The sequence below is a fragment of the Cyanobium sp. Maggiore-St4-Cus genome, from assembly GCF_024345615.1.
Taxonomy (GTDB): domain Bacteria; phylum Cyanobacteriota; class Cyanobacteriia; order PCC-6307; family Cyanobiaceae; genus Cyanobium_A; species Cyanobium_A usitatum.
Map to the genome: position 1 here is coordinate 63,192 of NZ_JAGQBL010000012.1, position 12,267 is coordinate 75,458.

Consider the following 12,267-nt stretch of genomic DNA (forward strand, 5'->3'; position numbering starts at 1 on the left):
AAGCCAAGGCTAATTTGGTGCCCCAGTGCCCCTGTGGATTCGGCCGATGACCAGCAGTAATCCCGTGAGCATTCGGCAGATTTCCCTGGCCCAGCCTTTCAGCGACCAGAAGCCCGGCACCTCCGGTCTGCGCAAGAGCAGTCGCCAGTTCCAGACCCCCCACTACCTGGAGAGCTTCATCGAAGCGAGCCTGCAGGTGCTGCCAGGCGTGGCCGGCGGCACCTTGGTAGTGGGAGGTGACGGTCGCTACGGCAACCTCGCAGCCATCAACGTGATCGCCCGCATGGCCGCCGCCCATGGCGTGGCCCGGCTGATTACCACCACCGGAGGCATCCTCTCCACCCCAGCCGCCTCCCACCTGATACGTCAACACGGCGCCGTGGGCGGGGTGATTCTCTCGGCCAGCCATAACCCCGGCGGCCCCGATGGCGATTTCGGCGTCAAGATCAACGGCGCCAACGGCGGCCCCACGCCGGAATCGATCACCGACGCGATTTACGCCGCCACCTTGGAACTAGGCGGCTATCGGATCTGCGAAGGCTGCATCGATCCCGACCTCTCAACGCCAGGGCTCAGCAGCATTGGCGACCTGCAGGTTGAGGTTATCGATGGCGTAGACGACTACGTAGCGCTGATGCAGCGCCTGTTCGACTTCGACCAGATCGGCGATCTATTGCGGGGCGACTTTCCGATGGCCTTCGATGCCATGCACGCGGTGACCGGCCCATACGCCAGCCGGATCTTCGAAGAATTGCTTGGCGCTCCCGCGGGCACGGTGCGCAACGGCATCCCCCTAGAAGATTTTGGCGGCGGCCACCCCGATCCCAACCTCACCTACGCCCATGACCTAGCCGAGCTGCTGATGGGCAGCGATGCCTACAAATTCGGTGCCGCCTGCGATGGCGACGGCGACCGCAACATGGTGTTGGGGGCGCGCTGCTTCGTGAACCCAAGCGACAGCCTGGCGGTACTCACCGCCAACGCCACCTTGGCCCCGGGCTATGCCGATGGCCTAGCCGGTGTGGCTCGCTCGATGCCCACCAGCGCCGCCACCGATGTGGTGGCAAAGGAGCTTGGTCTGGCCTGCTTCGAAACGCCAACGGGCTGGAAATTCTTCGGCAACCTGCTCGATGCGGGGCGCATCACCCTTTGCGGTGAGGAAAGCTTCGGCACGGGCAGCAACCACATCCGCGAAAAAGATGGCCTCTGGGCGGTGCTTTTCTGGCTGCAGATCCTGGCCAGGAAGCAGGCACCGGTGAGCAGGATCATGGCCGAGCACTGGAGCCGTTTCGGCCGGCACTACTACTCTCGCCACGACTACGAAGCCATCGCCAGCGAGGCCGCCCACGGCCTCTACAACCGCATCAAGGAGATGCAGCCCGCGCTGGTGGGCCAAAGCTTCGCCGGCCGCAGCGTCGCTACCGCCGACGACTTCGCCTACACCGATCCAGTGGACGGCTCCCTCACAACCGGCCAGGGGCTGCGACTGCTGCTCGATGACGGCAGCCGGGTGGTGTTGCGCCTTTCAGGCACTGGCACCCAGGGGGCAACCCTACGGGTGTATCTCGAGAGCTATGTGCAGCCCAGCGGCAACCTCAGCCAGGATCCCCAAATCGCCCTCGGCGAGCTGATCACGGCAATCGATGGACTGGCCGAAATCAAAACCCGCACGGGGATGGATCGCCCCACCGTGATCACCTAAGCGGTTGTCTCGGGTGTGGATTCAGGCAACCAGCGAGCCTCAAAGTTTTTAATCACCACATAGAAAGGAGGCACAACGCCAAGCGAAAGCACTGTGGCAACTAGTAGCCCCCCAAATATCACCGTGCCTAGAGATTGCTGACTATTTGCTCCAGCGGTGGTTGCCACCACAAGGGGCAGAAATCCAGCCAGCGAGGCGATCGCGGTCATCAGAATTGGACGCATGCGTGACTCAGCAGCAGAAATAGCCGCTTCCGCAAAGCTCATGCCATTGGCAACATGCTGCTCAGCAACCTCAACAATCAAGATGCCGTTCTTGGCAGCCAAGCCAATTAAGGTAACCAGACCCACCTGGGCATAAATATTTAGATCAATGGAGCGGAGGGCCAAGAACACCAGTGCTCCAAGCATGGCCAAGGGGACTGTCATCAAAATAATGACTGGGGTGACATAGCTCTCGTACTGGGCCGAAAGCACTAGATAAACAATCAAAATACCCAGACCAAACACGAGCACACTGGCGTTACCGGCAGAAAGCTGCAAGGAAGCCAGACCAGTGAATGCATAGCCAATATTATTGAAATCAAGCCGCTTAAAGATCTGCTGAATAGCCGTCAAGGCCTGGCCAGAACTCTTACCAACCGCCTCCGCACCCTGAATCAAAATTGTTCGATAAAGGTTGTAGTGACTAATAACCGGAGGGGCACTGGTGAGTTCTGACGAAGCAAACTCACTGACCTGCACTAGTTTGTTGTCGCGATTGCGCACGTAGTAACTGAGCACATCCTCAAGGGTGCTGCGGCCGGAAGCCTCTGACTGCACATAGATATTGCGCACCTGGCCATTTTCATAGGTCAAGCCTGAGTAGTTGCCACCTGCGAGCACGGCAATCGTCTGCATCGCCTGCTGGAAATCGATGTTCAGAGCGCCCATAATCGAGCGATCAATTTTCAGACCAAATGCAGGGGCGCTGGGGATAAACTGGGTGTAAAGGCTTGAAAACTGATCGGATGCCGTACCAGCTGCCACAAGCTTTTGAGCTAGGGCGTCGAGTTGGTTAAAGCTGTATGCGCCATTGCTTAAGTCGTTGAACTGAAAGTAAAAGCCACCCTGGGCCGAGAAACCAGGAATCGCGGGCGGTTGGGCTGCAACAACTAGACCACTGCTAATTTTAGAAAGCTTGGCATTGAGTCGCTCCACAATTGCCGGTGCTTTCTGATCAGCACCACTACGCTCCTCAAGGGGCTTAAGGCCGAAGAAGAACACACCCTGGTCTGGGCTGGAGCCGTTGAAGCCGTAGCCGCTAACCACCGAAGCCGCCGTGATGTCAGGCTCCTCCTTGAGCACCTTGGCAATCTCCAGGCCAGTTTGCTGGGTGAGACTGAGGGAGGCACCGTTCTGCAACTGGAAAATTCCCACCCCATATCCCTGGTCTTCCTCAGGGATGAAAGCCGAGGGCAGGGCCGAGAAAGCAAGCGCGGTGAGCACAATGCCGCCAGCGAGGCCAGCAACAACATATTTTCGGCGGCGGATCAGCACCTCAAGTAAGCGGGCATAACTGCTCTGCAACCAAGCAAAAAACCGATTGAATTGCTCAAAAATTGAGGCAAGCCGGCTACCAGCCAACCCGAACACGACAACTCCAAAGACGTAGGCACCGACGCCAAAGGATGCGGCGCTGAAGCGGCCGAAGGCCAAGCCCACTACCACACCACCGATGGTCCAACCCCAACCCTTGGGCTTCGGAGGCTGCTCCGACTTGAGAATCAGGGCCGACATCATTGGCGAGAAGGTCAGGGCATTGAAGGTAGAGATGGCGATCGAAAAGGCGATCGTGAGGGCGAATTGCTTGTAGATGATGCCAATACCACCCGGGTAAAAAGCTACTGGCACAAATACCGCCATCAACACAAGCGATGTAGCGATCAGAGCACCAGTTAGCTCACCCATACAGGCCATAGCCGCCTTGCGTGGACTCATGCCACTCTCAAGATTTTTAGAAACCGCCTCGATTACCACGATTGCGTCATCCACCACCAAGCCAGTAGCAAGCACCAAGCCCAGCAAGGTGAGCTGGTTTATGGAAAATCCAAAAGCATTGATGAAGGCGAAAGTACCAATGAGTGAGATCGGGATCGCCAGACTGGGCACCACCGTGGCTCGCCAGTTCTGCAGAAAGAGAAACAGAATCACTAGCACCAGCACAATTGCTAGGCCAAGGGCATCAGTTACCCCTTCAACCGCAGACTCAATAAACTGACCGATATTATAAATTTCTTTAACCGCGATCCCAGGCGGAGCTGACTGGGTGAATTGATTCATCACGGCCACCACAGCCTCGGATACATCTAGAGCATTGCTCTCTGGAGTTTGGAATACCGCAACGGTGATAGACGGGAACCCGTCGTAACTCACCGCCTGCTGAGCAAAGGTATTAAACCCGTAGGTAGCCTGGCCCACATCGCGCAGCCGTAGCAAATTGCCCTGTGGTGACTTACCAACTATTAGGTCATTGAGCTGATCTACTGACATCAAGTTGCCGTTGTCAGCCACCAGGATCGGGTAGGCGAACAGCTGATCTCCTCCGGCTGGCGGACCACCAATCAGGCCACCAATAGCGATGCTGTTTTGACTCTTGACCGCACTGACGATTTGGTCGGCAGTCAGCTGGTTGGCACTGAGCTTGCTTGGATCAACAAACAGCCAGAAGGCAGGGTTACTACCTCCCAGCAGATTGACTTGAGCGACTCCGGGGACCCGCTCAAGCTGGTAGTAGAGCTGCTCATAAATCAAGCCGTTGATATAGGAAGCATCAAATTGACCCTGGCTAGACGTGACCTGATAGGCCAGCAGAATCGATGGGGTGCTCTGCATCACCGACACCCCAGTTGCCGAGACCTGCTGGGGCAACTGAGGCATGGCCAGGGAAACGCGATTTTGAACGTTTACCTGATCGATGTTGATATCCGTGTCTTCCTCAAAATAAACCTGAATAATGCTCTGACCAGTATTTGAGCTGGTCGATGAGATATAGGCCGCGCCCGGCACACCGTTGATCTGCTGCTCGAGCGGATTGGTAACGGCCTGTTCCGTCACTATGGAATTAGCACCGCCGTAATTAGAGGTCACCTGAATGAGTGGTGGCGCAATATTCGGCAGGTTTTCAATTGGCAGGCCGGGGATCGCAATGATTCCCAGCAGCACGATCAGGATGCTGCAAACGGTAGTAAGGACAGGCCGCTTGATGAAATTATCGGAGAGTGACATACCTTTCTCAGTTGCTTCCGCTCGAGAGTTTCACTGGCATGCCGGTACGCAACAGCGCCGTATTTGAGACGACCACCCTTTCTCCTTTCTGCAGGCCGGAGACCAGCGGGTAGCGATTGCCCTCCAGCTCCCCAAGCTGCACTGGGGTCTGCACCACGATCGGAGTATTGGGCGGCAGGGCCTCAAGCTTCTGCTTCTGCGCCTCAGGAATTTGGGTGGAGGCGCGGATCTTGGCGAGCACCTGGCTGAGTTGCAGCACTCGATAAACAAAAGGCTGTTGGGCCTGCATCATCACTGCCTGCACCGGCACGGAAAGCTGGCGGGTGTTGCCGGTGACAATCAGATTGCGCACGTACTGACCTGTTTTGAGCTGGCCAGTTGCGTTGGGGAAGGAGGCCTTGACCAGCACCGTGTTTGGCGAAGAACTACTACCGCTCACTCCGTAGTAAGGGGAAATAAACACCACCTTCCCCGTCGCAGATAGAGGCGGGTTGCCCTGGGTCACCAGCTGCACGGTCTGGCCAAGCGCCACCCGCGATGAGCGGGTGGCGGGCACATCCATCAGGGTCCAAAGACTTGAGTTGTCGACAATGCCGGTGATCGCCTGTCCCTGGCGCACGTAATCACCCAACTTCACCGTATCGAGATCGCCGATCTCGCCGCTGATCGGTGCCGTCACGAATTTGTAGCCCAAAGTGGCCGCATTGGCGCGCACTTGGTCGCGGCTTTGAATCGCCTGGGTCACGTAGAAGTCGCGATCCTTGGTGGATACCGCTCCCTGCTCGTTCAAAAAGATGTAGCGTTCCGCGTTAACCAGATTCTTACGGGCCTCGGCCTTGCTGGCATCCAGGTTTGCCGATTGCTGCACGTTGTCGAGCACCAAGATCGGCTGGCCCGCCTTCACCCGCTGGCCCTGGGTCGCCAGGATCTTCACCACCCGCCCATCAACCTCGGGGCGCAGTGCCACATCACTGGTGGAGCTGAGCTGGCTGATCACCTCAATCGAGGGGCTGAAATCAGCCTCGCCGATGATTTCGGACTGCACTACTAGCGGTGGCCGGGAGGCCTGTTTGGTCGCACACCCCCCTGCGCACAGCAGCCCTAGAAGAGAGGAGACCGCAACCGCTCTGTTCACATCCACTGAGCATCCAAGGGCAAGTTACCGGATGCCTGCCTTTTTGGCCTGCCTCGCAAGTTGCACCGGGGCACCATGGCGCAGGTTGAGCAGGCCAGCGGTAATCAGCCGATCGCCTTCCTGTGCAACACCCTGCCCCCCCCGCTGCAGTGGATAGAGGGTTCCTTGCAGATCTCCTATCTGCACCGGAGTTTGCAAGGCAAACAGGGTGCCTCTTGGCAAGCGGCGCAGCTCGGCGATGGGAGCCTTGCCTGGCCGCTGCTCCAGCTCAGCCAAGCTGCCCACTAAAAATATAAATGGCTGTCCTGCCAACCTGGTCACCGCGGTGAAGGGAACTGCCAACTCCTGGCGCCCATCCAGCACCAGCCGCGTGCGACTGCGCTGGCCATTACGCAGGCTGCCCCGCGGGTTAGCAAACGACGCCTTCACCAGCAGCGTCTGAGTTGGGGCGCTCACCCCCGGATCCACCGAGATCACCGGGCCCTCCGCCAGGGGCTGGGAGCTGGAGGCGGCCAGCAGCAGCACCCTCTGGCCCGGCCGAACACGATCGGCATAGGTGGCAGGTACATCGATGCGAGCCAGGAGATTGTCGTTGCGGATCAAGCGGGTAATCGGCACGCCAGCGGCAATCACATCGCCCTGCTTGACGCGCAAATCGGCCACCATGCCGCTGATCGGCGCCCGCAGATCCTTGAAGGCGAGATCGGCCTCCTTCGCCACCAGGGCTTCGCGGGCAGCGATGTAGGCCTGGCGAAATTCATCCCGCTGCAGGGCACTGGCCGCACCTTGACGGGCCAGGTCTTGATATCGCTGGTAATTGAGGCGGTTGGTCTGCATCTGAGCGCGCAGGCTGGCCACCTCGGCCCTGAGCTGGGCCTGGTCGAGCACCAGCAGCAGCTGACCCTGGCTCACCCGATCTCCTTGACGCACCAACAATCGCTGAATGCGGCCCCCCGCCTGGGCCGCCAGATCCACTTCCTCCTCGGCCTCCAGGGTGCTCACGGTGTCAAAACTGGCCTGAAATTCGGCAGTTTCCAGGCGCTGGCTCTGCACCACAGGCAGCCGCGGGGCTGGCTCGCGGCCCTGCTGACACCCCACAACCAGGGCAGAGGCCATCGCCGTGAAAATCAATAGCGGGGAAACAACTGGGCGGAGCATGGGTGTGATGGTGGATCGGGCGCGCCGCATGGCCGGAGCGTATCGCCGGCAGGCCGATGATGGACTCAGAACGGCGCTGCGGCGACCTCGTGAGCGACCTGTTCAGCCATCAACGCGACATCACCCTGGCCCGGGTCGCGCCCCTGGCCGACCGGCTGCGGCCCCGCAGCCTTGATGACTTCGTCGGTCAGGAGTCGATCCTCGGTGTGGGACGCCTGCTAAGACGCGCCATCGCTGCAGATCGAGTCGGCAACCTGATCCTGCACGGCCCGCCGGGGGTGGGCAAAACCACCCTGGCCCGGATCATTGCTGGCAGCACCAGGGCCCACTTCAGCAGCCTCAATGCCGTACTTGCCGGCGTCAAGGATCTGCGGGCCGAGGTGGACGCGGCCCAGCAGCGCCTGGCGCACCATGGCCTGCGCACCACCCTGTTCATCGACGAGGTGCACCGTTTCAACAGTGCACAACAAGACGCCCTGCTGCCCTGGGTAGAAAACGGCACGGTGAATCTGATCGGAGCCACCACCGAAAACCCCTTTTTCGAGGTGAACAAAGCCCTGGTAAGCCGTTCGCGGTTGTTTCGCCTGCAACCGCTTGAGCCAGCACACCTGCGCCAGCTGCTGGAACGGGCCCTGCGGGATCCGGCAGTGGGCTACGGCGAACGCTCGATTGACCTAGCCGCAGCAGCGGCCGACCACCTGGTTGATGTGGCCGGCGGCGATGCCCGCAGCTTGCTGAATGCCCTGGAGCTGGCGGTGGAGACCACTCCTCCCGGTGCTGATGGCTCCATCAGGATCGATCTGACCATCGCCGAGGAGTCGATTCAGCAGCGCGCGGTGCTCTACGACAAGCAGGGGGATGCCCACTTCGACACAATCAGCGCCTTCATCAAATCGTTGCGCGGTTCCGATCCAGATGCGGCCCTTTTCTGGTTGGCCCGCATGGTGGAGGCGGGCGAAAACCCGCGCTTTATCTTCCGGCGCATGTTGATCGCTGCCGGGGAAGACATCGGCTTAGCCGATCCCCAGGCCGTGGTGGTGGTGGAAGCCTGCGCGGCCAGCTTCGAGCGAGTGGGATTGCCAGAGGGGCTTTACCCGCTGGCCCAGGCAGCTCTCTATTTGGCGGGAGCGGAGAAGAGCAACAGCTTGCTCGGTTTCTTCGATGCCCTAAAAAGCGTGCGCAGCGCCAACCGCCAACAGGTGCCCGCCCACCTGCGCGATGCCAACCGTGATGGCCAGGCTTTTGGCGATGGAGTGGGCTACCGCTACCCCCATGCCTACGCCGAGCACTGGGTAGCCCAGCAGTATTTGCCTGGCGCACTTCAAGGTGAGATTTTCTGGCAACCGGGCAGCCTGGGCTGGGAGGGCCAGAGGCGCGAGCGCCTGCAACAGCGACGGGCCGCCCAGCTGGCGGCTGCCGCTGAGATGGCGGCGGATCAGGGCGACGTGCTTAGCAGCAGTCCGGAAGATCCCCAGCTGGAGCGCTGGCTGCAGCGGCAAGCCGCCGCCGAGGGAGAACGACTCGACACCCTGAGACATCGCTTCTGGGCAGGCGTGATCTGGCAACGCCAAGCGCGGGTGCTGGTGCTGGAAGCGAGGTCGTTGCTATGGGCCCTTGATCCCCTGGCCGCTACGCCCGAGGGCGGGGTAGTGATCACCGTGGCCCAGGCCTCCGACCGGGAGCGGCTGCAAGCCCAGCTGAAGGTGCTCGACAGCCTGCGCCAACCCCAGCTGCTGCTGGTGCCTCCCCAAACCCCCGCCGCCCTTAACTCCCAGCTCGAACCGCAACTCGCCCTTGACTCCGATGCCCGCTTCGACTGGGTGATAGCGCGGCAACCCTGGCAGGGCCTCAGCGCCGAACAAATCGAGGCCTGGATCGGCCAAGCTGGCGCGCTGCTGGGCCAAACCGGCCAATGGCGCCTGCTGTTCAGCACTCCCCAACTCGGTCCAGCAGCAGGCCTGCGGTCCCTGCTCGGCACGGCAGAACCCCCCCTGCAAACCTTGCTGGAGGAGCTAACTCACCTGGAGGGGCAGCGACTGATCCAGGCCCAGAGCACCGGCCTAATCAGCCAACGCAGCTTGATCGCCGCGGGATGGCAAGTGCAACAGGAGCAGTGGCAGGAATCACTCCAACTCGAGCTGACTGCCGAGCTGATCGAACGCTGGCTGGCCCCGGCCAGCTCCTATCTCGAAGCGATGGCCGCACTCCGCGGCAAGCCCCTAGCCAGTGATGCCGTGCAAAGCCTGCGAGAAGCATTTAGCCGTGTGCTGGGCCAGCCCCTGCCCCAGGCCCTTGAGCACACCTTGGTAAGGGCAAGGCGTGCAGACGCACTGCAAACGCCCCTAAACACATGAAAAAGCCCCGGCGCAAGCCGGGGCAGCTGAGGTGGCGACTCGCCTAGCGAGAGCCGAACACCAAGGACATGCTCACCAAAGGCCAGGCTCACCAGAGGCCGCGGATAGCCTCAGGTTGGACCTGCTGAACCGGGGCTGGGGCCATTGTGCGTACTTCAGCCACGGGATCAGCCATCTGGTTGGCCTGGATGCAGGCCGGCAGGAACACGTACCAGGAGAGCAGGGAGGTGCACTGGGCGTCACCTTGGCAGCGACCTTCGGCACAGACATTCTGGGCACCGGTGTAGGTGTTGCAGAAGTCGGCCAGGCGCATGTCGGTAGGCAGGGCATTCATGATGCCGGCCGAGGAGATCTGGCCGTCACGGGCATCAGCCACGATCGCCGAGCGCAGAGCCTGCACCGCGAAGGTGTTCATGCTCCAGTAAGGGAAGTAGCTGGTGGTTTGGTTCTTGAGGAACTTCACACCGGCATCCGAGTAGAGGAAGCGGGAGACGCCAACGAAGTCCACGTTGTAGGACTTATTCATGCCTTCACGCACCTCGGCAGCAGTCCAGCCGGAGCGGTTCAGGCCCCCTTCCAGGCCCCGATCGGTGACTTCGCCAGACTGCAGAAATGTATTAAAGGCATCCTGGTTGGTAGACCACACGGCGCCGCCGGTGTTCCAACGAACGGGGAGATTGTTGTCGACTGCGGCGGACGCTGGCATAGCCACCGCCGAGAGGGCCGTACCCACAAAAAGGCCGGCCAGCAAACGCTTGATCACGAGAGTAATGGAATCAGTTCATTCCGAACGTAGCCACGCAGTGCCGCATGTCACCAAAGATGCAAGTCAGCGTGGCGCATCGACACAAAACCGAAAGATTTGCATTGTATTTCAGTAGTAAATCTGCGTTTTTAGAACAATCAAGCGCCCTGCTGTCCCATCAATTCTTCAGGCTGTCCTGGCGACTGCAACATCAAACCTGCACAACCCTCACCAACCGCCGCCCAACGCCAATCCTGCTGCAGAGCGCTGCTGTGATCAGGCTTGGCCCCATCACTGAGATTTAGTAAGCCACCGCTGGTGTGGTCGTAACACCACTGAGCCAGTTCTGCTGCAAGGGTGCGATGGCGCCACTTGATAGCCGCTTCCTTCAGCACCCAGCTGTTAAGCACCGCTCGCCGTAGCTCCTCCCCAGTCAAATCCCGCAACTGCGCCTGTTCAGGCTCTGGATAAAACCGCCGCATCAATCCAGCTGGCTCAATAGGTCGAGCAGTGGATTCGAGGTCTACTCCGATGGGAGAGCCGGAGTAGCCAATCAGCAAGCCAGCGCCGCTATGGCTGAGACTGACCCATCCCAGACCAGCCCGTAAGAGTGGTGGTTGGCCGGGCGGACTATGGAGAGGCACCGCGGCACCAGCGCAGCCCAATACCTCAGCCAGCTGCTGCCGGAGCAGCGCCCGGCTCTGGAAGTAGCGACTTCGCTGCAGCTCAGGCAGGCCCAAGCCCCAACTCCATTCATCAGTAGATAAACAACCGAGGTCGCCCCCCTCCAGACAGCGCAGCCATAGCTGGGGGGCTGGGCGCTGCGGCAGATCCAAGCTGCTGCCTAGGCTCACTCGTGAGTTCAGTTGGACGTTCAATGACCTTGCAGATCGGCGATCCCGCCCCCGATTTCACCTTGCCAGACCAGAGCGGAACGGAGGTGAAACTTTCCCAGTTCAAGGGCCAACGGGTGGTGATCTACTTCTATCCCAAGGACGACACCCCTGGCTGCACCAAAGAAGCCTGCAATTTCCGCGACCAGTGGGGCGCATTCGAAAAGCAAGCCATCACCGTGCTCGGCATCAGCAAAGACGGCGCCAGCAGCCACGCCAAATTTATCGCCAAATATGACCTTCCCTTCACCTTGCTAAGCGACGCCGAGCCCTGCGCAGTGGCCGCGGCCTATGGGAGCTATGGGCTGAAGAAATTCATGGGCAAGGAATACATGGGCATGATGCGCCACACCTTTGTGGTGGATGCAGAAGGAAAGATCGAAAAGATCTACACAAAGGTGAAGTCCGAAACCATGGCTGACGACATCCTCAGCGATCTGGGCCTGGCCTGAGTGCAGCCAAGGCCTCAAGGGCCAGGTCTGGAGCCAGCTGCAGCGGCATGGCACTGACTAGCAGCTGCTGCAGCAATGGTTTCAGCAGGGGGCCATCTCCTCCCGTGAGCCAAAAACTGCAGCCCGGGCAGCTGGTTTGGGCATCACGCCCAGCGGCGGCCATGGCGGCCGCCAGACCCCGCAAAACCCCAGCGGCCATAGCTTCTGGTGTGGAGTGAGGCCAAAGTTCCGGGGGCAAATCTAAGGGCGGGTCCAAGGCAGGCAGTCCTGCAGTTTCAGCAGCCAGGGCCCGCAACTGCAAGGCAGCTCCGGCTAGCAACCGTCCTCCCCCAAATCGGCCATCGCTGGTGACCAGGGTGAGGCTCAAGGCGGTGCCGCCGTCCGCCACCAATACGGGACCAGAGGCAAGGCACCAGGCCCGCCAACCCACTAGGGCACGATCCACCCCCAGCCAGCCAGGCTGCTCCAACAAGGGCACATCTTTCAAATGCAGACGCCGCTCCAGCGGCAGTGGAGCAGAGGCAGGCACCGGGCCCACCGCAGCCCAAGCAACCAGCCCCTC

Annotated in this window: 9 protein-coding genes; 3 read left to right on the forward strand and 6 right to left on the reverse strand. The window is 60.4% G+C overall.

All coding sequences use genetic code 11. From position 1 onward, the window contains the following. The first annotated feature begins 46 nt into the window (after window positions 1–46). Window positions 47–1,702: an alpha-D-glucose phosphate-specific phosphoglucomutase gene (locus KBY99_RS11605; RefSeq protein ID WP_254999192.1), complete on the forward strand. Its 1,656-nt coding sequence runs from the start codon at window positions 47–49 to the stop codon at window positions 1,700–1,702. Here KBY99_RS11605 and KBY99_RS11610 read toward each other — a convergent pair. The 3 genes from KBY99_RS11610 to KBY99_RS11620 are packed head-to-tail and all read right to left on the reverse strand — an operon-like array spanning window position 1,699 to window position 7,219. Continuing rightward, window positions 1,699–4,968 (reverse strand): efflux RND transporter permease subunit, encoded by a 3,270-nt coding sequence (locus KBY99_RS11610; RefSeq protein WP_254999193.1) that lies wholly within the window; start codon window positions 4,966–4,968, stop codon window positions 1,699–1,701. The two genes, KBY99_RS11605 and KBY99_RS11610, sit on opposite strands and share 4 nt — an antisense overlap. Before the next feature lie 7 nt (window positions 4,969–4,975). Further along, on the reverse strand, window positions 4,976–6,103 hold the full coding sequence (locus tag KBY99_RS11615; protein ID WP_409996564.1) for an efflux RND transporter periplasmic adaptor subunit: 1,128 nt from the start codon (window positions 6,101–6,103) through the stop codon (window positions 4,976–4,978). Window positions 6,104–6,127: 24 nt separating this feature from the next. Then, on the reverse strand, window positions 6,128–7,219 hold the full coding sequence (locus KBY99_RS11620; RefSeq protein WP_254999194.1) for an efflux RND transporter periplasmic adaptor subunit: 1,092 nt from the start codon (window positions 7,217–7,219) through the stop codon (window positions 6,128–6,130). Window positions 7,220–7,320: 101 nt separating this feature from the next. Between KBY99_RS11620 and KBY99_RS11625 the strand changes: the two genes are divergently transcribed. Then, window positions 7,321–9,615 carry an AAA family ATPase gene (locus tag KBY99_RS11625; protein ID WP_254999196.1) on the forward strand — a complete coding sequence of 765 codons (2,295 nt, stop codon included), beginning with the start codon at window positions 7,321–7,323 and terminating at the stop codon, window positions 9,613–9,615. 88 nt (window positions 9,616–9,703) lie between these two features. On the opposite strand, the gene KBY99_RS11630 is transcribed toward KBY99_RS11625, so the two are convergent. Then, complete coding sequence (locus KBY99_RS11630; RefSeq protein WP_407653057.1) at window positions 9,704–10,378, reverse strand: alpha/beta hydrolase; 675 nt, start codon at window positions 10,376–10,378, stop codon at window positions 9,704–9,706. Between the two features lie 140 nt (window positions 10,379–10,518). Further along, entirely contained in the window at window positions 10,519–11,196 is a 678-nt protein-coding gene (locus tag KBY99_RS11635) for a 4'-phosphopantetheinyl transferase family protein (protein WP_254999197.1), read from the reverse strand. 41 nt (window positions 11,197–11,237) lie between these two features. Between KBY99_RS11635 and bcp the strand changes: the two genes are divergently transcribed. Then, window positions 11,238–11,705, forward strand: a complete 468-nt coding sequence (gene bcp, locus KBY99_RS11640) for a thioredoxin-dependent thiol peroxidase (protein WP_254999198.1) — start codon at window positions 11,238–11,240, stop codon at window positions 11,703–11,705. Here the strand turns inward: bcp and KBY99_RS11645 are convergent. Then, window positions 11,683–12,234: a type III pantothenate kinase gene (locus tag KBY99_RS11645; protein WP_254999199.1), complete on the reverse strand. Its 552-nt coding sequence runs from the start codon at window positions 12,232–12,234 to the stop codon at window positions 11,683–11,685. The genes bcp and KBY99_RS11645 overlap by 23 nt on opposite strands. Between the last annotated feature and the right edge of the window lie 33 nt (window positions 12,235–12,267).

Excerpts from the sequence above, each read along its gene's own strand:
- bcp (WP_254999198.1), top strand. The coding sequence starts at position 11,238 with ATGACCTTGCAGATCGGCGATCCCGCCCCCGATTTCACCTTGCCAGAC.
- KBY99_RS11610 (WP_254999193.1), bottom strand. The coding sequence starts at position 4,968 with ATGTCACTCTCCGATAATTTCATCAAGCGGCCTGTCCTTACTACCGTT.
- KBY99_RS11620 (WP_254999194.1), bottom strand. The coding sequence starts at position 7,219 with ATGGCCTCTGCCCTGGTTGTGGGGTGTCAGCAGGGCCGCGAGCCAGCC.
- KBY99_RS11605 (WP_254999192.1), top strand. The coding sequence starts at position 47 with ATGACCAGCAGTAATCCCGTGAGCATTCGGCAGATTTCCCTGGCCCAG.
- KBY99_RS11625 (WP_254999196.1), top strand. The coding sequence starts at position 7,321 with ATGGACTCAGAACGGCGCTGCGGCGACCTCGTGAGCGACCTGTTCAGC.